Below are 22,824 nucleotides of genomic sequence, written 5' to 3'. Positions count from 1 at the left end.
GCGACCCATCGCGCCGTCCTTCCATTTTAAACGGAAATACGAATTATGCGCATTACCATTTACACTCGAAATAATTGTGTTCAGTGCCATGCCACCAAACGGGCAATGGAAAGCCGTGGTTTTGCATTCGAAATGGTGAACGTTGACCACGTACCGGAAGCCGCGGATAAGCTGCGCGCAATGGGTTTTCGTCAGTTACCGGTAGTCGTCGCCGGAGATATCTCATGGTCCGGTTTTCGCCCGGATATGATCAATCGCCTGCACACCGCCCCCCGCGTGGCCAGCGCATGAGCACCCTCGTCTACTTCTCCAGCCGTTCCGAAAACACGCAGCGCTTTATCACGCGTCTCGGACTGCCGGCAGTGCGCATCCCGCTGAACGAGCGCGAGCGTATCCAGGTAGACGAACCCTATATCCTGGTGGTTCCCAGCTATGGCGGTGGTGGTACGGCTGGCGCTGTCCCCCGTCAGGTGATCCGCTTTTTAAACGATCCGCACAACCGTGCATTGATCCGCGGTGTGATTGCTTCCGGCAACCGTAACTTCGGCGAGGCGTATGGCCGTGCAGGTGATGTGGTGTCGCAAAAATGCGGTGTCCCGTATCTGTACCGTTTTGAGCTGATGGGAACCTCGCAGGACATCGACAACGTGCGTAAAGGAGTAAGCGAATTTTGGCTACGACAACCGCAGAGCGCATGATGCAAAGCGCACCCGATTACCATGCGCTGAATGCAATGCTGAATCTTTATGATAAAGACGGCCGCATTCAGTTTGATAAAGACCATCAGGCCGTTGATGCCTTTATGGCGACGCACGTCCACCCCAATACCGTGACTTTCGCCAGTCAGGATGAGCGCCTCAACGACCTGGTATCGGAAGGTTATTACGATGAAAGCGTGCTGGCGCGCTATGACCGCGCCTTTGTGGTCGATCTGATTGCCAACGCGCACGCCAGCGGTTTTCGTTTCCAGACCTTCCTCGGCGCGTGGAAGTTTTACACCAGCTATACGCTGAAGACCTTCGACGGCAAACGTTATCTGGAACATTTTGAAGACCGCGCCTGCATGGTGGCGCTGACACTGGCGCAGGGTGACCAGGCGCTGGCTCAGCAGCTAACAGAGGAGATCCTCTCCGGACGCTTCCAGCCCGCCACGCCAACTTTCCTCAACTGCGGCAAACAGCAGCGTGGCGAACTGGTCTCCTGCTTCCTGCTGCGTATTGAAGACAATATGGAATCCATTGGTCGTGCGGTGAACTCGGCGTTACAGCTGTCGAAACGCGGCGGCGGCGTGGCATTTCTGCTCTCTAATCTACGGGAAGCAGGCGCGCCGATTAAGCGTATCGAAAACCAGTCATCCGGGGTGATCCCGGTGATGAAAATGCTGGAAGACGCCTTCTCTTACGCCAACCAGTTGGGCGCGCGCCAGGGCGCGGGCGCGGTCTATCTGCACGCCCATCATCCGGATATTTTGCGTTTTCTGGATACCAAGCGCGAAAATGCCGACGAAAAAATCCGCATCAAAACCCTTTCACTGGGCGTTGTCATTCCGGATATCACTTTCCAACTGGCGAAAGAGAACGCGCAAATGGCGCTCTTCTCGCCGTATGATGTTGAACGTTTGTACGGCAAGCCGTTCGGCGACGTCGCCATTAGCGACATGTACGACCAATTGCTGGCCGATGAACGTGTGCGTAAAAGCTACATTAACGCCCGCGATTTCTTCCAGACCCTGGCGGAGATCCAGTTTGAGTCCGGCTATCCGTACATCATGTTTGAAGATACGGTGAACCGTGCGAATCCCATTGCCGGGCGCATCAATATGAGCAACCTCTGTTCGGAGATTTTGCAGGTTAACAGCGCCTCGACGTTTGATGAAAATCTCGATTACGCCAATACCGGCCACGATATCTCCTGCAACCTCGGTTCGCTGAATATTGCCCATACCATGGATTCACCGGATTTTGGCCGCACGGTGGAAACCGCCATTCGTGGTCTGACAGCCGTGTCCGATATGAGCCACATCCGTTCGGTGCCCTCGGTGGAAAGCGGTAACGCCGCCTCGCACGCCATTGGGCTTGGGCAGATGAATCTTCACGGTTACCTGGCGCGAGAAGGCATTGCCTATGGCAGCCCGGAAGGGCTGGATTTCACCAACTTCTATTTTTACACCGTCACCTGGCACGCGCTGCACACCTCGATGATGATTGCCCGCGAGCGTGGGCAATATTTCGCCGGGTTCCCAACATCGCGTTATGCCAGCGGTGACTATTTCAACCAGTACCTGGAAGGCGACTGGCAACCGAAAACAGAGAAAGTCCGTGCGCTGTTTGCCCATTCCGGCATCACGCTTCCTACGCGTGAGATGTGGCAACAACTGCGCGACGATGTGATGCGTTACGGTATCTATAACCAGAACCTGCAGGCAGTACCGCCTACCGGATCCATCTCGTATATCAACCATGCGACATCAAGCATTCACCCGATTGTCTCGAAAATTGAGATCCGCAAGGAAGGCAAAACCGGACGTGTTTATTATCCCGCACCGTTTATGACCAACGAGAACCTGGCGCTGTACGAAGATGCGTATGAGATTGGGCCAGAGAAGATCATCGACACCTACGCTGAAGCCACGCGCCATGTGGATCAGGGGCTGTCGCTGACGCTGTTTTTTAAAGACACCGCCACCACTCGTGACATCAACAAAGCGCAAATCTACGCGTGGAAGAAAGGTATCAAGACACTGTATTACATTCGCCTGCGCCAGCTCGCGCTGGAAGGTACCGAGATCCAGGGCTGCGTGTCCTGCGCGCTGTAAGGAGAAAAGGATGAGCCAACTGTCACGCGTTAGCGCGGTGAACTGGAACAAAATCCAGGATGATAAAGACCTCGAAGTATGGAACCGCCTGACCAGCAACTTCTGGTTGCCAGAAAAAGTGCCCCTGTCGAATGATATCCCCGCCTGGCAAAGCTTAAGCCCGGCGGAGCAGCAACTGACGATCCGCGTATTCACAGGCCTGACGCTGCTCGATACCATTCAAAACACCGTGGGTGCACCGGCGCTGATGGATGACGCTATCACCCCGCACGAAGAGGCGGTGTTATCCAATGTCAGCTTTATGGAAGCGGTGCATGCCCGCTCCTACAGCTCGATTTTCTCTACGCTCTGCCAGAGCAAAGATGTGGATGCCGCCTATGCCTGGAGCGAAGATAACCCGGCGTTACAGCGTAAAGCGCAGCTGATTCTGGCGCACTACCGCGCCGATGAACCCCTGAAGAAAAAAATCGCCAGCGTGTTTCTTGAATCTTTTCTGTTCTATTCCGGTTTTTGGTTACCGATGTACTGGTCGAGCCGCGGCAAGCTGACCAACACGGCTGACCTGATTCGTCTGATCATTCGCGACGAGGCAGTGCACGGTTACTATATTGGCTATAAGTATCAGAAAGGGCTGGAAAAAGTCAGTAGTGAAAAACGTGAAGAGTTGAAGAACTTCGCGCTGGAACTGCTGATGGATCTCTATGATAACGAACTGGTCTATACCGACGATCTGTACGCGGACAGCGGCTGGGCTGAGGATGTAAAAGCCTTTCTGTGCTACAACGCCAATAAAGCGTTAATGAATCTGGGGTATGAGGCGCTGTTCCCGGCGGAAATGGCGGAAGTGAACCCGGCGATCCTCGCCGCGCTCTCGCCCAATGCCGATGAAAACCATGACTTCTTCTCCGGCTCAGGCTCCTCCTATGTGATGGGTAAAGCGGTCGAAACCGAAGATGAAGACTGGAACTTCTGACCCCCTGCCCTTCCCTCTTTTCGGAGAGGGAATATTTCTTTTTTCAGGAAAATGATAATAACCGTCAAATTAAAAAGGATATCGTTAATTCCCGCATATAGCCGAAATATCCGGCACAATATCCCCATAACTTCTACACTGTAATTGAACTGTCATTTTCGCCTGAATTCTCACATTTCAGGTGCGATTTCCCGATGAATACAAAAAAATGATCACCCACCGTCAGCCCTTATTTCATGGTAAATGGCGGCGATTCTGCACGGCGCAAATTCACCGTCTGAGGAAATTCAGGGTTGTCTCAGATTCTGAGTATGTTAGGGTATGGCCAGTTAATTATTATCACCGGGTATTATATCGACACAATAAATAACAGGAACTCTCTTATTGCATGGCAATTAAATTAGAAGTGAAGAACCTCTACAAGATATTTGGCGAGCACCCGCAGCGGGCCTTCAAATATATTGAAAAAGGTCTTTCAAAAGAGCAAATTCTTGAAAAAACGGGTCTGTCGCTTGGCGTGAAAGACGCCAGTCTGGCCATTGAAGAAGGCGAGATATTTGTCATCATGGGGTTATCCGGATCGGGTAAATCCACTATGGTACGCCTTCTCAATCGCCTGATTGAACCCACCCGCGGGCAGGTGCTGATTGATGGCGTGGATATCGCCAAAATATCGGACGCTGAGTTGCGCGAGGTGCGCAGGAAAAAGATCGCGATGGTCTTCCAGTCATTTGCGCTAATGCCTCATATGACGGTGTTGGAAAATACCGCGTTTGGTATGGAATTAGCCGGTGCGACAGCACAAGAGCGCGAGGAAAAAGCGCGGGATGCGTTGCGTCAGGTGGGACTGGAAAATTATGCCCATGCCTGGCCGGATGAACTCTCTGGCGGTATGCGTCAACGTGTTGGTCTGGCGCGTGCATTAGCGATCAATCCCGATATTTTATTAATGGACGAAGCCTTCTCGGCGCTCGACCCATTAATTCGCACGGAAATGCAGGATGAACTGGTAAAACTGCAAGCGAAACATCAACGCACCGTGGTATTTATTTCCCATGATCTGGACGAGGCCATGCGTATTGGCGATCGCATCGCCATTATGCAAAACGGTGAAGTGGTGCAGGTCGGTACGCCGGACGAGATTTTAAATAATCCGGCCAATGATTATGTACGTACCTTCTTCCGTGGCGTGGATATTAGCCAGGTATTTAGCGCAAAAGATATTGCGCGCCGTACGCCGGTGGGCTTAATCCGTAAAACACCAGGCTTCGGCCCGCGATCCGCACTGAAAATGTTGCAGGATGACGATCGTGAATACGGTTATGTCGTCGAACGCGGCAATCGATTTGTCGGCATTGTCTCCATCGACTCCCTGAAAGAAGCCTTAGGGCAGAATCTGGGTATCGATGCGGCGTTAATTGACTCCCCGCTTGCCGTGGAGGCCGAAACGCCGCTCAGCGAGTTGCTCTCCCATGTCGGACAAGCGCCCTGCGCTGTCCCGGTTATCGGTGAAGAACAACAGTACGTGGGCATCATCTCAAAACGGATGCTGCTACAGGCTTTAGATCGCGAGGGGGCAAACAATGGCTGATGCAAATAACCCATGGGATAGCGCGCCAGCGGCAGACAATGCAGCACGAAGCGCCGACGCCTGGGGCGGCGGCGCTTCGTCGCCCCCCGCCAGTGGCGGCGGTACAGACTGGCTAAACAGCACCCCGGCACCTGCGCCGGAACATTTCAACATTATGGATCCATTCCATAAGACGCTGATCCCGCTGGACAGTTGGGTAACACAAGGGATCGACTGGGTAGTGGTGCATTTCCGGCCGCTGTTCCAGGGGATCCGCATTCCGGTGGATTACATTCTCAGCACCTTCCAGCAGTTGTTGCTGGGCATGCCTGCGCCAGTGGCAATCATTGTTTTCTCGTTGATCGCCTGGCAGATGAGCAGCGCGGGAATGGGCATTGCCACGCTGGTCTCCCTGATCGCCATTGGCGCGATTGGTGCCTGGTCACAGGCCATGGTCACACTGGCGCTGGTGCTGACCGCGCTGCTGTTTTGTGTTGTCATCGGTCTGCCGTTGGGGATCTGGCTGGCGCGCAGCCAGCGGGCGGCAAAAATTATCCGTCCACTGCTGGATGCCATGCAAACCACCCCGGCGTTTGTTTACCTGGTGCCGATTGTGATGTTGTTCGGCATCGGTAATGTGCCGGGGGTAGTGGTAACGATTATCTTTGCCCTGCCACCGGTGGTACGACTGACGATCCTCGGCATTAACCAGGTGCCGGCCGATTTGATTGAAGCGTCGCGCTCATTTGGTGCCAGCCCGCGACAAATGTTGTTTAAAGTGCAATTACCACTGGCCATGCCCACCATTATGGCGGGAATTAACCAGACGTTGATGCTTGCCCTCTCCATGGTAGTGATCGCCTCGATGATCGCCGTTGGCGGGCTTGGCCAGATGGTACTTCGCGGTATTGGTCGTCTTGATATGGGGCTGGCTACCGTTGGCGGGGTAGGAATTGTGATCCTTGCCATTATTCTCGACCGCCTGACGCAGGCTGTCGGCCGCGATGCCCGCAGTCGGGGCAATCGTCGCTGGTATCAGACCGGCCCGCTGGGTCTGCTGACCCGGCCATTCACCCGCTAATCCCGCTGCCCGGTGCAATATGCGCCGGGCGTCCAGTATCCCACCTGAAAATAAGGAACAACGATGCGACATAGCGTACTTTTTGCCACAGCGTTCGCCACCCTTGTCTCCACCAGCACGTTCGCCGCAGAGGCTGAGCTGCCCGGCAAAGGCATCACCGTGCAACCTTTTCAAAGCACCATTTCAGAAGAAGCCTTTCAGACTCTGCTGGTAAGCCGCGGGCTGGAAAAACTAGGCTACACCGTCAATAAACCGAGTGAAGTCGATTACAACGTTGGCTATACGTCACTGGCCGCAGGCGATGTGACCTTCACCGCCGTAAACTGGCAGCCTCTGCATGACGATATGTACGCCGCTGCCGGAGGCGACAAGAAATTCTACCGTGAAGGCACTTTCGTCACCGGCGCAGCGCAAGGTTACCTGATCGATAAGAAAACGGCTGAGCAGTACCACATTAAAAGTATTGATCAGTTGAAAGATCCGAAAATCGCCAGGCTGTTCGACACCAATGGCGACGGTAAAGCGGACCTGACCGGTTGCACGCCGGGCTGGGGTTGTGAAGCGGTGATTAATCACCAGATTGATGCCTATGGTCTGAGCAACAATGTGGTGCATAACCAGGGTAACTACGCGGCAATGATGGCTGACACCATTACCCGCTATAAAGAAGGCAAACCCATTCTTTACTACACCTGGACACCGTACTGGGTGAGCGATGTGTTGAAACCGGGTAAAGATGTGGTCTGGTTGCAGGTGCCGTTCTCTTCGCTGCCGGGCGAGCAGAAAAATATCGACACCAAACTGCCGAATGGCATGAACTATGGGTTCCCGGTCAACACTATGCACATCGTGGCAAACAAAGCCTGGGCGGAGAAAAACCCGGCGGCGGCGAAACTCTTCTCAGTAATGAAATTGCCCATTGCCGACATCAATGCACAGAATGCGATGATGCATGCGGGTAAAGCGTCGGAAGCAGATATTCAGGGCCATGTTGATGGTTGGATCAAAGCCCACCAGCAGCAGTTTGATGGCTGGGTGAAAGAGGCGCTGGCCGCGCAGAAGTAAGGCATTTCCCCTCACCCTTACCCTCTCCCACAGGGAGAGGGGACGGATCGAGTCCTTACAACTTCCTGCTATCACCTTTGGGGAGAGGAGACGGATCGAGTCCTTATAGCTTCCTGCTATCACCTTTGGGGAGAGGGGACAGATCGAGCCCTTATAACTTTCTGCTCTCACCTTTGGGGAGAGAGGATAGATCGAGTCCTTACAACTTCCTGCTCTCACCTTTGGGGAGAGGGGACAGATCGAGCCCTTATAACTTTCTGCTCTCACCTTTGGGGAGAGGGGGCAGATCGTACCCTTCCAACCTCTTGCTCTCTCCTTTGCACAGAGGGAGCCGACAGCACATATTTTTATTCCCCCTCCCCCCTTTGTTTTTTCCCCCTCCTCCCTGGCTGACCTGCACCTATTTTTTTCTCCCTCTCCCCTTTGGGGAGAGGGCCGGGGTGAGGGGAAGGTCTTTCACCGCACTTTCCGACACGCGATCATTCTCACAAACGCCTACCCATTGGTTATGATGAATTTCTGACGAAATCACAGGCAAATTTATCACTCCTATGGTCAAACCCAATCAGGGCCTTAGCCCGTCTCTTATTGCACTGATGTCCGTTGCAACCGGCCTTGCCGTAGCCAGCAACTATTACGCACAACCCCTGCTCGATACCATCGCACACGCGTTTTCGCTCTCGCCGAATCAGGCCGGCTTTATTGTCACCGCAGCCCAGCTCGGTTATGCCGCCGGGTTACTGTTCCTGGTGCCGCTTGGTGACATGTTTGAGCGCCGTACGCTGATCGTTGTGATGACGCTGCTTGCCGCAGGTGGGATGCTTATCACCGCCAGCAGTTCCTCGCTGGCGCTGATGATCCTGGGGACCGCGCTGACGGGATTATTCTCTGTAGTGGCGCAAATTCTCGTGCCGCTGGCAGCGACGCTCGCCACCCCGGATAAACGCGGCAAAGTGGTTGGCACCATCATGAGTGGCCTGTTGCTGGGTATTCTGCTGGCGCGAACGGTTGCCGGGTTGCTTGCCAGTCTTGGCGGCTGGCGCACCGTCTACTGGGTCGCCAGCGTATTAATGGTATCGATGGCACTGGCGCTGTGGCGCGGTCTGCCAAAGGTCAAACAGGACACGCATCTCAATTACCTGCAACTACTGGCGTCAGTGTTTACACTGTTTGCTGGCGATAAACTGCTGCGCACCCGCGCTATGCTGGGTTGTCTGAGCTTTGCGAACTTCAGCATCTTGTGGACGTCGATGGCCTTTTTACTTGCCTCGCCGCCGTTTCACTTCTCAGAAGCGGTGATTGGCTTGTTTGGCCTGGTCGGCGCGGCCGGAGCATTAGGCGCACGGCAGGCAGGCGGACTGGCGGACAGAGGAAAATCGCATCTCACCACGACCGGTGGCCTGCTCCTGTTGCTGCTGTCGTGGGTGGCTATCTGGCTCGGTCACAGCTCAGTTATCGCGCTGATAGTGGGCATCATTGTGCTGGATCTCACGGTACAGGGAGTGCATATCACCAACCAGACGGTGATTTACCGCGTCAAGCCCGATGCGCGTAATCGCCTGACCGCCGGGTATATGACCAGCTACTTTATTGGCGGTGCGGCGGGTTCACTGATCTCCGCGTCCGCCTGGCAACATGCCGGGTGGAGCGGCGTTTGCGCAGCGGGCAGTCTGCTTGCGATGGTAAACCTGCTGGTGTGGTGGCGAGGATTTCATCGTCAGGAGGCTGCGATGTAAGCAACCGCCCACGTTTCGCGGTTTCGGAGAAAAACCGGGGTGTTAAGGCGCGCCTTAGTCTGTTAAGGTTAAGGGACTTGTTTATCCCGGTTATATTAACGTGGGTGATATATAACAAACACTATGGATAGCTCAGCAACACCAACAGACGTCAGTGCCGTGAGTACGGCCACGTTACAGGAAGGTATCAAAGACAGTCTTCCCATTGTATTAAGCTACGTTCCAGTTGCGTTTGCTTTTGGCATGAATGCCACCAAACTCGGTTTTACTCCCCTTGAAAGCGTCTTTTTCTCCTGCATTATTTACGCCGGCGCCAGTCAGTTTGTGATCACCACGATGCTCGCCGCGGGTAGCGCCTTATGGGTTGCCGCCCTGACCGTCATGGCGATGGACGTCCGCCATGTGCTGTATGGCCCGTCACTGCGCAGCCGTATTGTGTCCCCGCTCAAAAACCCCAAAACCGCTATCTGGGCCTTTGGTCTGACGGACGAAGTTTTTGCCGCCGCCACCGCCAAACTGGTGCGCAATAACCGCCGCTGGAGCGAGGAGTGGATGATCGGCATCGCCTTCTGTTCGTGGTTTTCGTGGGTATTGGGTACCGTGCTGGGCGCGTTTTCCGGTAGTGGCTTACTGGAAGGCTATCCGGCGGTGGAGTCAGCACTGAGTTTTATGTTACCTGCATTATTTATGAGCTTTCTGCTGGCGTCGTTCCAGCGGAAACAAGCCCCCGCCGTCACAGCAGCACTGCTTGGCGCGTTGGCTGGTGTCACGCTGTTTTCGATCCCGGCGGCCATTCTGGCCGGGATTGTCGCCGGTTGTCTGACCGCGCTGGTGCAAGCGTTTTACCAGGGAACGCCCGATGAGTCCTGACGTACTGCTCCTTGGATTACTGGTCGGCGGGGTAAATTTTTTATTTCGCTACCTGCCCCTGCGCATCCGCACCGTGCAGTCTCGCCCGGCGAGACGCGGTGTGACTGCCGTGCTGCTCGACACCATCGGTATTGCGTCTATTTGCGCCTTACTGGTGGTCTCCTGCATGCCGGATATCATGGCCGATGACCGCCGCCTGCTACCGACACTGGTGGGTTTCGCGGTGCTTGGCGTGAGCTTCTGGAAAACGCGCAGCATTATTACCCCCACGTTACTGAGCGCGCTTGCGTACGGAATCGCCTGGAAACTGCTGACAGATGTATAGATAAGGCAAATTTATTAGCACAAATAATACATTTACTTTATTTGTCACTGTCGTTACTATATCGACTGCAATTAATGAGGTTATGCCCAAAATGGATAGTTCTTTTACGCCCATTGAACAAATGCTTAAGTTTCGCGCCAGCCGCTACGAGGATTTCCCTTTTCAAGAGATTCTGTTAACGCGTCTGTGTATGCATATGCAGGGCAAGTTGCTGGAAAACCGCAACAAAATGTTGAAAGCGCAGGGCATCAACGAAACGCTGTTTATGGCATTAATTACGCTGGAATCCCAGGAAAACCATAGTATTCAGCCGTCTGAATTGAGCAGTGCGCTGGGTTCATCGCGCACCAACGCCACGCGCATCGCCGATGAGTTGGAAAAGCGTGGCTGGATTGAGCGTCGCGAAAGCGACAATGATCGCCGTTGTCTGCACCTGCAACTGACCGACAAAGGTCACGATTTTCTGCGTCAGGTGCTGCCTCCGCAGCATAATTGCCTGCATCAACTCTGGTCTTCTCTCAGCGTCGCTGAAAAAGATCAGCTTGAGCATATCACCCGTAAACTCCTGACACGTCTCGACCAGATGGAAGAAGACGACGTCATTCTCGAGGCGTTGCGCTAACGCGATAAGACGCTCGACTATCCAGGATATAAGAATACAGACAAGCTGGCTGGCAGCTTTTGCTGCTGGCCTTTTTGGCGAAAACAGGTCGGCATTGCCGATATGAAATAAGAAGATCGTGGAGAAAAGCATGAGCGCAAATGCGGAGAGCCAAACCCCGCAGCAACCGGTCAAAAAGAAAGGTAAACGTAAAGGTGCCCTTCTGCTTCTGACCTTGCTCTTTATTGTTATTGCCGTGGCATACGGGATTTATTGGTTTTTGGTACTGCGTCATTTTGAAGAGACAGATGACGCCTACGTGGCAGGGAACCAGGTACAAATCATGGCGCAGGTATCCGGCAGCGTGACGAAAGTCTGGGCCGACAATACCGACTTCGTCAAACAGGGGGATGTGCTGGTCACGCTCGATGCGACCGATGCACAGCAAGCGTTTGAAAAAGCGCAGACTGGCCTGGCCAGCAGCGTCCGTCAAACCCGCCAGTCCATCATCAACAGCAAGCAGTTGCAAGCGAGCATAGAGCTGAAAAAAACCGCTCTCGCCCAGGCACAGAGCGACTTTAACCGTCGCGTACCGCTGGGCAGCGCTAACCTGATTGGCCGCGAAGAGCTGCAACATGCCCGTGACGCGGTTGCCAGCGCGCAAGCCGAGCTGGACGTGGCAGTGCAGCAGTTTAACGCCAACCAGGCGATCATCCTCGACACCCCTCTGGAAGATCAGCCGGCAGTTAAACAGGCAGCGACCGAAGTGCGTAATAGCTGGCTGGCGCTGCAACGTACCAAAATCGTGAGCCCAATTACGGGTTACGTCTCCCGCCGCGCGGTACAACCCGGCGCACAGATCAGCCCGACAACGTCCTTAATGGCGGTGGTTCCGGCCACTAATCTGTGGGTGGACGCCAACTTTAAAGAGACCCAGCTTGCGCATATGCGCATTGGTCAGACGGCGACCGTCGTCAGCGACATTTACGGCGACGAGGTAAAATACAGCGGTAAGGTTGTCGGGCTGGATATGGGTACCGGCAGTGCCTTCTCGCTGTTGCCTGCGCAGAACGCCACCGGTAACTGGATCAAAGTGGTGCAGCGTTTGCCGGTACGTATTGAGCTGGATGCGAAGCAACTTGCCGATCATCCGCTGCGTATTGGTCTCTCCACGCTGGTGAAAGTGGACACCTCAGAACGTGAAGGTCAGGTGCTGGCAAGCCAGGTTCGCACCAGCCCGGCGTATGAAAGTAACGCCAGGGAAATCAGCCTCGAACCGGTCAATACATTGATCGATAACATCGTGAAAGCCAACGCCGGTTAATCTGAGGTGAGTGCAATGCAACAGAAACCGCTGGAAGGCGCGCAACTGGTCATTATGACCATTGCGTTGTCGCTCGCGACCTTCATGCAGGTGCTGGATTCCACCATCGCTAACGTTGCTATTCCGACTATCGCCGGGAACCTTGGCTCATCACTGAGCCAGGGGACCTGGGTTATCACCTCGTTTGGGGTGGCGAACGCCATCTCGATCCCGATCACCGGCTGGCTGGCAAAGCGCGTCGGGGAAGTGAAACTGTTCCTCTGGTCTACAGTAGCCTTCGCCATCGCCTCCTGGGCATGCGGCATGTCGAACAGCCTGAGTATGCTGATCTTCTTCCGCGTGATTCAGGGGATTGTCGCCGGGCCGCTGATCCCGCTGTCGCAGAGCCTGTTGCTGAGTAACTATCCACCGGCGAAACGTTCGATTGCGCTGGCGCTGTGGTCAATGACGGTGATTGTCGCGCCTATCTGCGGGCCGATTCTCGGCGGTTATATCAGTGATAATTACCATTGGGGTTGGATCTTCTTTATCAACGTGCCGATAGGTATTGCGGTGGTGCTGATGACCCTGCAAAGCCTGCGCGGTCGGGAAACCCGTACGGAACAGCGCCGGATCGATGGCGTCGGTCTGGCATTGCTGGTGATTGGTATCGGTAGTTTGCAGGTGATGCTCGATCAGGGTAAAGAGCTGGACTGGTTCAACTCCACAGAGATTATCGTCCTGACGATTGTCGCCGTCATTTCGATAAGTTTCCTTGTGGTTTGGGAACTGACCGACGAAAACCCGATAGTCGACCTGTCGTTATTCAAGTCGCGCAACTTTACCATCGGCTGTCTGTGCATCAGCCTTGCTTACATGCTCTATTTCGGCGCGATTGTCCTGCTGCCGCAATTGTTGCAGGAGGTCTATGGCTACACCGCTACGTGGGCAGGCCTGGCGTCTGCGCCAGTTGGGGTGATCCCGGTACTGCTGTCGCCGATCATCGGGCGTTTTGCCCATAAGCTGGATATGCGCCGTCTGGTCACGTTCAGTTTTATTATGTACGCAGTGTGCTTCTACTGGCGTGCATATACGTTTGAACCGGGGATGGATTTTGGCGCATCTGCCTGGCCGCAGTTTATCCAGGGCTTTGCGGTGGCGTGCTTCTTTATGCCACTGACGACCATCACGCTGTCTGGTTTGCCACCGGAGCGCCTGGCGGCAGCATCAAGTCTGTCGAACTTTGCGCGTACACTGGCAGGCTCCATCGGGACGTCGATTACCACAACCTTGTGGACCAACCGTGAGTCGATGCACCACGCGCAGCTTACGGAGTCGGTGAATCCGTATAACCCGAACGCGCAGGAGATTTATAATCAACTGCAAGGTATGGGTATGTCGCAACAGCAGGCATCCGGCTGGATTGCGCAGCAGATCACGAACCAGGGGCTGATTATCTCCGCCAACGAGATTTTCTGGTTCTCTGCCGGAGTGTTCCTGATCCTGCTCGGCCTGGTCTGGTTTGCGAAACCCCCGTTTGGCGCGGGCGGCGGCGGTGGCGGCGCGCACTGATGCTCAAAAACAATCGCCTCCTTTAGGGAGGCGATTTTGTTATGGCTCAATGGCAAGCACATCCAGCGTGATCACCGAAACCACGCCCGGGGGCACCACACCAGGGATCCCCTCTTCGCCGTAGGCCAGTTCACCGGGCACATGCATGGTTACCCGCCCGCCAACGGCCAGCTTCTTCACGCCGGTACGCATAACGACCGGAAGCTCACTGACACGACCATGACTCACCTCGCCACGGCTGAGGATCTGCCCGGTGCTGATCTTTTCATCCACTTTAAAACGAATGGTATCGCTGTCCTTCACCATTGCGCCCTGGCCTTTGTTCTCAACCAGATAGACAGCGCCATTACTCTCCCGCACAGCGCCTTTCTGCCTGGCGGCACTGGCAAGGAGTTGTTCGCCCTGTTTTTTATTGCGCGTCATTTCGCGTTGTCTGGCATCGTTTATCTGTTTATTCAGCGTCGCGAGAGTACGGTCAATATCGCTATCGCGCATCTGTAAATGATTTTCGAACCTGTCCTTTACGCCTTGCAGAAACGCCTGCGCTACGAATGCTTTACCAACATCCTTCAGCGCGCGACTTTCCAACTGCGCTTTCGCGGCGAACCAGACGCCCCAGGCATAGTTTACTCTCGCCAGTTCACCCTTATTGGCCTCCAGTGAGAAAACGGGCGCTGTTGCACTCTGCTTTGCCTGTAATGCCATGATCTGTTGTTCAGCGCGGGCTTTCGCCGCTTCAGATTGTTGCAGCTTTGCTTCCAGAGTCGCAATACGGGCCAATTGATCGGTCACTTTCTTCCGAGCGTTATTGTCGTCATCGGGTTGAACTCGCTCAGCCGATGTGGGAGGTGTTTGCTGAGAAGGAGCAGCAACCGGCGTCTGCTCACGGGCGGGAAAGAGAGAGACCGGTTCATCGCGAATAATACCGTCTTCCATGAGTCGATCGAGCAATGCCGTGGGCGCAGCATATCCCCGCGAAAAGGAAATAACAGACAGAAGCCCCATCGTTAAAAGTAATTGTTTTTTCATAATTGATTCAGTTCATTGGCACGACGGGACATATCTGTAAATACCGCACTGCGGACACGCGAACAAACAACATTAATTTTATTATCGATTTCCAGTTTCATAATCTCAGCAGAGTTCTTATCAATATTTTTTTCGTTTCTCTTATAAACCTCGTAACTTTTATTAATAGTACTGAATTGCTGCTGGTAGATCTGAAACGTGGCATTGTCGAGACCTTTTAACGCCGTTAATAAATCATAGCACTTCTGTGCCTGCTGCTTCTGCGGCGCATCCTGCACCACAGCGGGCGGTTTTGACTTCACGCAGGCGGTTAAAGATAAACACATTGATAAGCACAAGACCAAAGAAAGAGATATACGCATACTATCCTCATACCCTGAGAGAATTATTTCCATAAAATATATTTAACAGAAAAATATATTACGCAGACAGCCACCGGACAAAACGGCGAAAGCAAACTATCACGACAAATTTCAAATAACAACTGAAGGCAAAGGGAGATTTAGCGAGGCATTATCCGGTTAAATATATAAAACAAAAACGATAAATATTATAAATAACAGGAAGCAGAAGAAGGGGAAAAATAGAGCCGCCTTCTCGTTACGGGAAGGCGGCACAGCACTAAATATGCAATTCCTGCAGTTTCTCTTTCGGCAGGGCCAGCTCTTCGTTGCTGTTAACACGAACATCGCGATCGAGGATATGACGCGCAATTTCCTGTGCTTCCTCCAGCGAGTGCATCAGGTAGGTGCCGCACTGGTAAACGTTCAGTTCCGGGATCTGATTCTGATCTTTAACCTTGAGTACATCCGCCATCGCCGCTTTCCATGCCTCGGCAACACGCTGTTCTTCCGGTGTGCCGATCAGACTCATATAGAAGCCTGTCCGGCAGCCCATCGGGGAGATATCAATGATCTCAACGCCATTGCCGTTGAGATGGTTACGCATAAAACCGGCAAACAGATGCTCAAGAGTATGAATGCCTTTTTCCGGCATAACTTCTTTATTGGGCACGCAGAAACGCAGGTCGAATACGGTGATGGTGTCGCCATGCGGCGTGTCCATGGTCTTAGCAACACGGACAGCAGGGGCTTCCATACGGGTATGATCGACAGTGAAGCTATCCAACAATGGCATTTAGTCACCTCCGATAGTGATTTTTTAAAAATAAAATGAACTCTTTTTTCCCATGCGAGTCTGAGTATATGAAAGACGCGCATTTGTTATCATCATCCCTGACTTTCAGAGATGAAATTTTGGCCACAGCGATGTGGCCTTTTTCTTTTCTGTCAGGCGTGCCGCGCTAAAAGCGCATCAAAAGACTCGGTATCACCGGCTTCCACTTCCTGCTGACGCACCAGCGATGCTTTGCATTCGGCGATAAAATCTTCTTCTCGCAGCACTTCCAGCGGCTCTTCACGCAACTGAGAACGATACTGATCGCCCAGCGCTTTACCTGTTCCGCCGATCCCATTATCAATCATAGAGCGCAAAATGCGCGCTGAGAACGTTAATTCCGGATCGTCAAAGCTGGCAACCAACTGGTCACATACATTTTCGTACGCTTTGCCACCGTACACGCCATCCAGTGTCTGCGCCACACGTTTCAGATCGAGGAACAGATCTTTGCCGACCTGGGCAAGCGGGAACTGCGCAGTTTCACAGCCCATACCCAGCGTAAGGCCCGGTTTGCGTCCTTCAAGGATCACGCGGTTCCAGTTTTTACGCGTACAGAGCAGTTCGTCGCTGCTCATTTCCGGCGCATCAGCCAGCGCGCACCAGACCATAAACAGATCGAGGAAGCGTACCTGTTGCTCATCGACGCCAATCGCCGTGAACGGGTTAATGTCCAACGAACGGACCTCAATGTACTCAATCCCCCCACGCAGCAGGGCATCAGACGGCGTTTCGCCGCTGCGGGTCACGCGTTTCGGACGAATGGGTGCATACAGCTCATTTTCAATCTGCAGGATATTGGTATTGATTTGCAGGTATTTACCCTCTTTCTTCAAACCAATTTTGGCGTACTCTTCAGAAGGCGTTTTAATCGCGCGTTTCAGCGCCGCCACATAATCGTGCAGATTATTAAAGGTGATGCCGAGGTTACTTTGCGACTTGTTGGTGTACCCCAAATCGCTCAAACGCAGAGAGGTTGCGTAGGGCAGATAGTACATGCCATTCGGCATTTTCTCGAACGGCAGCGAGGTCGGTTTCCCTTGCAGGAAGGACGAGCAAATCGCCGGAGAAGCGCCAAACAGATACGGGATCACCCAACCAAAGCGGTAATAGTTACGGATCAGGCGGAAATAACCGTCCGATACTGTTTCTTTATCAGTGCCGCCACCTTTTGCTTCCCAGAATGCCATCGGCAATGAGAAGTTGTAATGCACGCCGGATATGGTTTGCATCAGCGCGCCATAACGGTTTTTCAGCCCTTCGCGATAGAGGGTTTTCAGGCGGCCGATATTTGAAGTGCCGTACTGGGCCAGCTCAATATCCTGACCGTCCTTGATATAGCACGGCATACTCAGCGGCCACATACGCTCGTCGCCAATCTGGCGGGCGGTGTAGCGATGAATATCGCGCATAATCGTTAGCATATGATCGATATCGCCATCCACCGGAGTAATAAACTCCAGCAATGCTTCGGCAAAATCGGTGGTGATCCATTTATGGGTTAATGCAGAGCCAAGCGTTGCCGCATGGCGGGTCGTCGCCAGAGAACCGTCCGCATTAACGCGTAACGTTTCACGCTCAAGGCCGCGTTGCATGCCTTTAAGCGCCTGAGGATGTTTTTCCAGCCAGGACAACGCCTGAGATACGTCCGGGATCAAATTGACCTCCCGCCTGTCATAATCATTTTATTAAGCATAATTGTAATGGTTGACGATTAAAGGTCACTCACTCAATCCAATTAGTGCCACCACGTCATACCCTGCAGCGTTACGCTGGCAATAGCCACATAGCGCAACGCTTTCCCAAGGCACAGAAAAATCAATACTGGCCCCCACGAGAGGCGCATCCATCCCGCCAGCAGGCACAGTAAGTCGCCTATTACAGGCGCCCAGCTCAACAGCAATGCAGCCGCGCCATAGCGTTTGAGCCAGTCAGTCGCTTTTTCCTGCCAGCGTGAGGTTTTACGCTGCGGAAAGAAACGCCCAAGAATAACGTTAGTCAGCCCTCCAAGGCTATTACCCATTGTTGCTATTACAACAAGAAGCCAGGGCTGACTGACGTGAGAGAGCAGCATGGTCACCAACACCACCTCCGAATTACCCGGCAGAAGCGTGGCGCTGAGAAAGCTGCTGGCAAACAACGAAAAAAGCGACAGCGCGTCACTCACAGTAAGCGAACATCCACGACGTCCATTCCGGCCGCTCGCGCCGCCTGAATGCCAAAATCCGCATCTTCAAACACCACACACTGCGTTGCTTCCACGCCCATTCGCTCAGCGCAGAGCAGAAACGTATCCGGTGCCGGCTTGTGGTGCTGAACGTGATCGGCGGCAATGACCGCATGGAAATAATGCCGCAGACCAAGATGCGCCAGTAAGGCTTCTGCGATAGCGCTTTCGCTGCCCGTGCCAACAGACAGGGGGCGACGCCCATGCCACTCCTTTACCACCTCAATCAGCGGTAAAGGGCGTACAGAATCCAGCAGCATTGCTTTTACCGCTGCCGTTTTTTCTTGTGCAAGGAGATAAGGATCAAGATCGCCCTGATTAGCTTCAATAATCGATAGTGCGATACGCCAGGTTGGCGCTCCGTTCAACCCGATCATGGCCTGCTCGTCAAAGCGCACCCCGTAACGCGCCAGCACTTCACGCCAGGCTTTACGATGAGTGGGTTCAGTATCCAGGATGGTGCCATCCATATCAAAAATCAGCCCTGCATAACGGTCGTACATCGTGTTCTCACAAACTGGATAACAGGTGATTACTTTAGCGTAAACAGGGATTTTTGTCGCTGCCAGTGCATAACAGGCAAATTGAACAGAAATGAAACGGGGGACGGGGTATCGATATCAGAGAAGGTAGTTTTTGAGAGGGAATGGTGCTTGCGTTCATTACCGCTCTCCCAGAAAGAACAGACGCTGTTATTTCACAGAAGATGGTGCATCCGGGAGGATTCGAACCTCCGACCGCTCGGTTCGTAGCCGAGTACTCTATCCAGCTGAGCTACGGATGCATCGGGAAAACTTGCTTTACAACGCTGATTCAGTGCCGCGTTACCTCGCTACACTGAACAAGATGGTGCATCCGGGAGGATTCGAACCTCCGACCGCTCGGTTCGTAGCCGAGTACTCTATCCAGCTGAGCTACGGATGCAAAATGGCGGTGAGGCGGGGATTCGAACCCCGGATGCAGCTTTTGACCGCATACTCCCTTAGCAGGGGAGCGCCTTCAGCCTCTCGGCCACCTCACCACACGCCTCTTTCGAGTGCTTCGAAGAACTTGTTGAGAGCTCATCGTCGCTGCGTGGCGCACATATTACTTTCTGGGACTTATAAGTCAAACACTTTTTCCTGCCCCTGAATCGTTTGCACACTTCGCAGACAATTAGCCTGTAAAAAGCCCAAAAAGGATGTTTTATCAGCAGAATTTCCACCGTACCGCTGAGAAAAAACGACAATGGAGCAGACGTAAAAAACGGCAGATAACGGCAAAATCGGGACAAGTGAAATAAAAAGATAACGAAACAGAGGGAGAATCAGGAGGAGGTGTTGCGTCTCGCCGGGAAACAGCGAGACGCGATAATTGCATCAGTAATTTGACTGCTGTGATTTTTCAGCCTGGATACGCTGGTAGATCTCTTCACGGTGAACGGAAACTTCTTTAGGAGCGTTAACGCCAATGCGCACCTGGTTTCCTTTAACTCCTAATACAGTCACAGTGACCTCATCCCCAATCATGAGGGTTTCACCAACTCGACGAGTCAGAATCAGCATTCTTTGCTCCTTGAAAGATTAAAAGAGTCGGGTCTCTCTGTATCCCGGCATTATCCATCATATAACGCCAAAAAGTAAGCGATGACAAACACCTAAGTGTAAGCAGTCACGGCATTACATTCTGTTAAACCTAAGTTTAGCCGATATACAAGACTTCAACCTGACTTTCTTGTTATCAATAGCGTAGTGGCAATAACGCCATAACGGCAAGGTTATGGCGTCTGCTTTCGCTTTGTAATTATGACAGTTTAGCGCTTACCCACTCTTTAACGCTGGAGAGCGCTGCTGGAAGCGCGGCCGCATCGGTACCGCCGGCTTGCGCCATATCCGGACGTCCGCCGCCTTTACCCCCGACCTGCTGGGCAACCATGCCAATCAATTCCCCTGCTTTCACACGATCGGTCACATCCTTCGACACGCCCGCTATCAGAGAAACTTTTCCTTCGGTCACGGTGGCAAGAACAATGACTGAAGCACCCAACTGATTCTTCAGATCATCCACCATGGTACGCAGCATCTTCGGCTCGACGTCTGCCAGTTCGCTGACCAGGAGTTTCACGCCGTTGAGATCGATAGCTTTACCAGACAGATTTGCGCTTTCCTGCGCGGCCGCCTGCTCCTTAAGCTGCTGCAATTCTTTTTCCAACTGACGAGTACGCTCAATGACGGTGCGGACTTTATCGCCGAGGTTCTGGCTATCGCCTTTCAGCAACTGTGCAATGTCGTGCAGTTGATCGCTCTGCGAATGCAGGCTGGCAATAGCGCCTTCGCCGGTCACCGCTTCAATACGACGCACACCTGCCGCCGTACCGGATTCAGACACAATGCGGAACAGACCAATGTCACCGGTGCGGGAAGCATGCGTACCGCCACACAGTTCGGTGGAGAAATCGCCCATGCTCAGTACACGCACGCGCTCATCATACTTCTCGCCAAACAGTGCCATTGCACCGTTCGCTTTCGCGGCTTCCAGATCCATGATGTTAGTTTCGATCGGCAGGTTGCGGCGAATTTGCGCATTGACCAGATCTTCTACCGCGCGGATTTCCGCCGGTTTCATGGCTTCGAAATGGGAGAAGTCGAAGCGCAACGCTTTGTCATTCACCAGCGAGCCTTTCTGCGCCACATGCGTACCCAATACTTCGCGCAACGCAGCGTGCATAAGGTGTGTAGCGGAGTGGTTCAGGCGAATACGCGCACGACGAGCTTCGTCCACTTCTGCTTTTACGCCGTCGCCCACTTTCAGTGAACCGGTAGTCAGCTTACCGAGATGACCAATTGCCTGACCATATTTCTGCGTATCCTGTACGGAGAAAGCAAAACCGTTGCCTTTCAGCTCGCCTTTATCCCCCACCTGGCCGCCAGATTCCGCATAGAATGGCGTTTCGTTGAGAACAACGACAGCCTCCTGACCTGCGGCAATCGCGTTAACCGGTTTACCATCAACAAACAGCGCCGTGACTTTGCCGTTCAGTTCCAGATGGTCATAGCCTTTAAATTCAGAGCTGCCATCGACGCGGATCATCGCATTGTAGTCTGCGCCAAAACCGCTGGACTCGCGCGCGCGGCGGCGCTGCTCTTCCATTGCGGCTTCAAAGCCAGCTTCATCGACTTTGATATTGCGCTCACGGCATACGTCCGCCGTCAGATCGACCGGGAAGCCGTAGGTGTCGTACAGACGGAAGGCCGTTTCGCCGTCCAGCGTATCGCCTTTCAGTTTCGCCAGCTCTTCATCGAGCAGTGCCAAACCGCGTTCCAGCGTACGGGCAAACTGCTCTTCTTCAGTTTTCAGCACCTGCTCGACCTGCGCCTGCTGACGCTGCAAATCTTCACCGGCGGAACCCATCACAGCGATCAGTGGGCCAACCAATTTATAGAAGAAGGTGTCTTTCGCGCCCAGCATATTGCCATGGCGGATTGCGCGACGAATGATACGACGCAGCACATAGCCACGGTTTTCGTTCGATGGGATCACGCCGTCTGCAATCAGGAATGCGCAAGAACGGATATGGTCAGCGATAACGCGCAGCGACTTGTTGCTCAAATCCGTCGCGCCAGTCACCTTCGCCACCGCCTGAATCAACTTCACGAACAGGTCGATTTCATAGTTCGAGTTCACATGCTGCAATACCGCCGCAACACGTTCCAGACCCATACCGGTATCCACTGACGGTTTTGGCAGCGGCTCCATGGTGCCATCGGCCTGGCGGTTAAACTGCATAAAGACGATGTTCCAGATTTCGATATAGCGATCGCCATCTTCTTCCGGGCTACCCGGAGGGCCACCCCAAATGTGATCGCCATGATCGTAGAAAATCTCGGTGCACGGACCACACGGACCGGTATCGCCCATTTGCCAGAAGTTGTCAGAGGCATACGGCGCGCCTTTATTATCACCGATGCGAATAATACGCTCGCGCGGGATACCCACTTCTTTTTCCCAGATTTCGTAGGCTTCATCGTCTGTTTCGTACACCGTCACCCACAGACGTTCTTTCGGCAGGTTGAACCAGTTTTCACCGGTCAGCAGCTCCCATGCGTACTGGATAGCATCATGTTTGAAATAGTCGCCGAAGCTGAAGTTGCCCAGCATTTCGAAGAAGGTGTGATGCCGCGCGGTGTAACCGACGTTTTCCAGATCATTGTGTTTACCGCCTGCACGAACGCAGCGCTGTGCAGTGGTAGCGCGGGAATAATTACGTTTGTCGAGCCCAAGGAATACGTCCTTGAACTGGTTCATCCCGGCGTTGGTAAACAGCAAAGTCGGGTCGTTATTCGGCACCAGGGAGCTGCTGGCAACTACCTGATGTCCCTTGCTATGGAAAAAATCGAGAAACGCCTGACGGATCTCAGCGGTGCTCTTGCTCATAATTATCCTGAAATCAAGCTAACGAAATGTGGTAACTGGTCGCCGCTATTTGCATAGCCCACGCACCA

General features: G+C 53.4%; 21 protein-coding genes and 3 tRNA genes. 13 read left to right on the top strand and 11 right to left on the bottom strand.

Annotation, left to right across the window (positions count from 1 at the left end):
• Window positions 1-45: 45 nt before the first annotated feature.
• From nrdH to emrB, 13 genes are all read left to right on the top strand, one after another.
• Window positions 46-291: a glutaredoxin-like protein NrdH gene (nrdH, locus tag GA0061071_RS18280; protein ID WP_061493480.1), complete on the top strand. Its 246-nt coding sequence runs from the start codon at window positions 46-48 to the stop codon at window positions 289-291.
• Entirely contained in the window at window positions 288-698 is a 411-nt protein-coding gene (nrdI, locus tag GA0061071_RS18275; RefSeq protein ID WP_061493479.1) for a class Ib ribonucleoside-diphosphate reductase assembly flavoprotein NrdI, read from the top strand. Before nrdH ends, nrdI begins: the two co-directional genes overlap by 4 nt.
• Window positions 671-2,815 (top strand): class 1b ribonucleoside-diphosphate reductase subunit alpha, encoded by a 2,145-nt coding sequence (nrdE, locus tag GA0061071_RS18270; RefSeq protein WP_088236636.1) that lies wholly within the window; start codon window positions 671-673, stop codon window positions 2,813-2,815. Before nrdI ends, nrdE begins: the two co-directional genes overlap by 28 nt.
• A 10-nt stretch (window positions 2,816-2,825) precedes the next feature.
• The gene (nrdF, locus tag GA0061071_RS18265; RefSeq protein ID WP_088236635.1) at window positions 2,826-3,788 is read left to right on the top strand and encodes a class 1b ribonucleoside-diphosphate reductase subunit beta; all 963 of its coding nucleotides are present in this window, start codon (window positions 2,826-2,828) and stop codon (window positions 3,786-3,788) included.
• A 388-nt stretch (window positions 3,789-4,176) separates the two neighbouring features.
• On the top strand, window positions 4,177-5,379 hold the full coding sequence (gene proV, locus GA0061071_RS18260; RefSeq protein WP_088236634.1) for a glycine betaine/L-proline ABC transporter ATP-binding protein ProV: 1,203 nt from the start codon (window positions 4,177-4,179) through the stop codon (window positions 5,377-5,379).
• Complete coding sequence (gene proW, locus GA0061071_RS18255; RefSeq protein WP_088236633.1) at window positions 5,372-6,439, top strand: glycine betaine/L-proline ABC transporter permease ProW; 1,068 nt, start codon at window positions 5,372-5,374, stop codon at window positions 6,437-6,439. Before proV ends, proW begins: the two co-directional genes overlap by 8 nt.
• A 63-nt stretch (window positions 6,440-6,502) precedes the next feature.
• Window positions 6,503-7,504: a glycine betaine/L-proline ABC transporter substrate-binding protein ProX gene (gene proX / locus GA0061071_RS18250; RefSeq protein WP_061493474.1), complete on the top strand. Its 1,002-nt coding sequence runs from the start codon at window positions 6,503-6,505 to the stop codon at window positions 7,502-7,504.
• A gap of 551 nt (window positions 7,505-8,055) precedes the next feature.
• A complete protein-coding gene (locus GA0061071_RS18245) occupies window positions 8,056-9,240 on the top strand; it encodes an MFS transporter (RefSeq protein ID WP_088236632.1) in 1,185 nt (394 codons plus the stop codon).
• Between the two features lie 123 nt (window positions 9,241-9,363).
• Complete coding sequence (locus GA0061071_RS18240; RefSeq protein WP_061493472.1) at window positions 9,364-10,110, top strand: AzlC family ABC transporter permease; 747 nt, start codon at window positions 9,364-9,366, stop codon at window positions 10,108-10,110.
• A complete protein-coding gene (gene ygaH, locus GA0061071_RS18235) occupies window positions 10,100-10,435 on the top strand; it encodes an L-valine transporter subunit YgaH (protein WP_088236631.1) in 336 nt (111 codons plus the stop codon). Before GA0061071_RS18240 ends, ygaH begins: the two co-directional genes overlap by 11 nt.
• Before the next feature lie 91 nt (window positions 10,436-10,526).
• Window positions 10,527-11,057, top strand: a complete 531-nt coding sequence (gene mprA, locus GA0061071_RS18230) for a transcriptional repressor MprA (protein WP_061499792.1) — start codon at window positions 10,527-10,529, stop codon at window positions 11,055-11,057.
• A 130-nt stretch (window positions 11,058-11,187) separates the two neighbouring features.
• Window positions 11,188-12,360 (top strand): multidrug efflux MFS transporter periplasmic adaptor subunit EmrA, encoded by a 1,173-nt coding sequence (emrA, locus tag GA0061071_RS18225; protein ID WP_061493470.1) that lies wholly within the window; start codon window positions 11,188-11,190, stop codon window positions 12,358-12,360.
• A 15-nt stretch (window positions 12,361-12,375) separates the two neighbouring features.
• Window positions 12,376-13,911: a multidrug efflux MFS transporter permease subunit EmrB gene (emrB, locus tag GA0061071_RS18220; protein WP_061493469.1), complete on the top strand. Its 1,536-nt coding sequence runs from the start codon at window positions 12,376-12,378 to the stop codon at window positions 13,909-13,911.
• A 39-nt stretch (window positions 13,912-13,950) separates the two neighbouring features.
• Here emrB and GA0061071_RS18215 read toward each other — a convergent pair whose 3' ends face one another.
• The 11 genes from GA0061071_RS18215 to alaS form a co-directional block, all read right to left on the bottom strand.
• Window positions 13,951-14,940, bottom strand: a complete 990-nt coding sequence (locus tag GA0061071_RS18215; RefSeq protein WP_088236630.1) for an FKBP-type peptidyl-prolyl cis-trans isomerase N-terminal domain-containing protein — start codon at window positions 14,938-14,940, stop codon at window positions 13,951-13,953.
• A complete protein-coding gene (locus GA0061071_RS18210; RefSeq protein ID WP_245191446.1) occupies window positions 14,937-15,302 on the bottom strand; it encodes a hypothetical protein in 366 nt (121 codons plus the stop codon). Before GA0061071_RS18210 ends, GA0061071_RS18215 begins: the two co-directional genes overlap by 4 nt.
• Window positions 15,303-15,561: 259 nt before the next feature.
• Window positions 15,562-16,077, bottom strand: coding sequence for an S-ribosylhomocysteine lyase (gene luxS, locus GA0061071_RS18205; RefSeq protein ID WP_061493467.1), 516 nt, complete (start codon window positions 16,075-16,077; stop codon window positions 15,562-15,564).
• Window positions 16,078-16,229: 152 nt separating this feature from the next.
• The gene (gene gshA, locus GA0061071_RS18200) at window positions 16,230-17,774 is read right to left on the bottom strand and encodes a glutamate--cysteine ligase (protein WP_088236629.1); all 1,545 of its coding nucleotides are present in this window, start codon (window positions 17,772-17,774) and stop codon (window positions 16,230-16,232) included.
• A gap of 80 nt (window positions 17,775-17,854) precedes the next feature.
• Window positions 17,855-18,283 (bottom strand): YqaA family protein, encoded by a 429-nt coding sequence (locus tag GA0061071_RS18195; protein WP_088236628.1) that lies wholly within the window; start codon window positions 18,281-18,283, stop codon window positions 17,855-17,857.
• Complete coding sequence (yqaB, locus tag GA0061071_RS18190; protein ID WP_088236627.1) at window positions 18,280-18,846, bottom strand: fructose-1-phosphate/6-phosphogluconate phosphatase; 567 nt, start codon at window positions 18,844-18,846, stop codon at window positions 18,280-18,282. The genes GA0061071_RS18195 and yqaB overlap by 4 nt, the downstream gene beginning before the upstream one ends.
• Before the next feature lie 204 nt (window positions 18,847-19,050).
• Window positions 19,051-19,127: transfer RNA gene (locus GA0061071_RS18185), tRNA-Arg, on the bottom strand.
• Window positions 19,128-19,190: 63 nt separating this feature from the next.
• Window positions 19,191-19,267 (bottom strand) — tRNA-Arg (locus GA0061071_RS18180).
• Between the two features lie 4 nt (window positions 19,268-19,271).
• Window positions 19,272-19,364, bottom strand: a tRNA-Ser gene (locus GA0061071_RS18175).
• 337 nt (window positions 19,365-19,701) lie between these two features.
• Window positions 19,702-19,887: a carbon storage regulator CsrA gene (gene csrA, locus GA0061071_RS18170; RefSeq protein WP_007370562.1), complete on the bottom strand. Its 186-nt coding sequence runs from the start codon at window positions 19,885-19,887 to the stop codon at window positions 19,702-19,704.
• 238 nt (window positions 19,888-20,125) lie between these two features.
• Window positions 20,126-22,756, bottom strand: coding sequence for an alanine--tRNA ligase (gene alaS, locus GA0061071_RS18165; protein ID WP_061493463.1), 2,631 nt, complete (start codon window positions 22,754-22,756; stop codon window positions 20,126-20,128).
• Window positions 22,757-22,824: the final 68 nt, after the last annotated feature.

It is taken from the genome of Kosakonia oryzendophytica, assembly GCF_900094925.1.
Lineage (GTDB): Bacteria > Pseudomonadota > Gammaproteobacteria > Enterobacterales > Enterobacteriaceae > Kosakonia > Kosakonia oryzendophytica.
The sequence above is the reverse complement of the archived record's forward strand: the minus strand, read 5'-3'. Positions and strand labels throughout refer to the sequence as shown.

Coding starts and splice junctions, on each gene's coding strand:
- nrdH (WP_061493480.1), top strand. CDS start 46: ATGCGCATTACCATTTACACTCGAAATAATTGTGTTCAGTGCCATGCC.
- nrdI (WP_061493479.1), top strand. CDS start 288: ATGAGCACCCTCGTCTACTTCTCCAGCCGTTCCGAAAACACGCAGCGC.
- nrdF (WP_088236635.1), top strand. CDS start 2,826: ATGAGCCAACTGTCACGCGTTAGCGCGGTGAACTGGAACAAAATCCAG.
- proV (WP_088236634.1), top strand. CDS start 4,177: ATGGCAATTAAATTAGAAGTGAAGAACCTCTACAAGATATTTGGCGAG.
- proW (WP_088236633.1), top strand. CDS start 5,372: ATGGCTGATGCAAATAACCCATGGGATAGCGCGCCAGCGGCAGACAAT.
- proX (WP_061493474.1), top strand. CDS start 6,503: ATGCGACATAGCGTACTTTTTGCCACAGCGTTCGCCACCCTTGTCTCC.
- GA0061071_RS18245 (WP_088236632.1), top strand. CDS start 8,056: ATGGTCAAACCCAATCAGGGCCTTAGCCCGTCTCTTATTGCACTGATG.
- GA0061071_RS18240 (WP_061493472.1), top strand. CDS start 9,364: ATGGATAGCTCAGCAACACCAACAGACGTCAGTGCCGTGAGTACGGCC.
- ygaH (WP_088236631.1), top strand. CDS start 10,100: ATGAGTCCTGACGTACTGCTCCTTGGATTACTGGTCGGCGGGGTAAAT.
- mprA (WP_061499792.1), top strand. CDS start 10,527: ATGGATAGTTCTTTTACGCCCATTGAACAAATGCTTAAGTTTCGCGCC.
- emrA (WP_061493470.1), top strand. CDS start 11,188: ATGAGCGCAAATGCGGAGAGCCAAACCCCGCAGCAACCGGTCAAAAAG.
- emrB (WP_061493469.1), top strand. CDS start 12,376: ATGCAACAGAAACCGCTGGAAGGCGCGCAACTGGTCATTATGACCATT.
- GA0061071_RS18215 (WP_088236630.1), bottom strand. CDS start 14,940: ATGAAAAAACAATTACTTTTAACGATGGGGCTTCTGTCTGTTATTTCC.
- GA0061071_RS18210 (WP_245191446.1), bottom strand. CDS start 15,302: ATGCGTATATCTCTTTCTTTGGTCTTGTGCTTATCAATGTGTTTATCT.
- luxS (WP_061493467.1), bottom strand. CDS start 16,077: ATGCCATTGTTGGATAGCTTCACTGTCGATCATACCCGTATGGAAGCC.
- yqaB (WP_088236627.1), bottom strand. CDS start 18,846: ATGTACGACCGTTATGCAGGGCTGATTTTTGATATGGATGGCACCATC.
- csrA (WP_007370562.1), bottom strand. CDS start 19,887: ATGCTGATTCTGACTCGTCGAGTTGGTGAAACCCTCATGATTGGGGAT.
- alaS (WP_061493463.1), bottom strand. CDS start 22,756: ATGAGCAAGAGCACCGCTGAGATCCGTCAGGCGTTTCTCGATTTTTTC.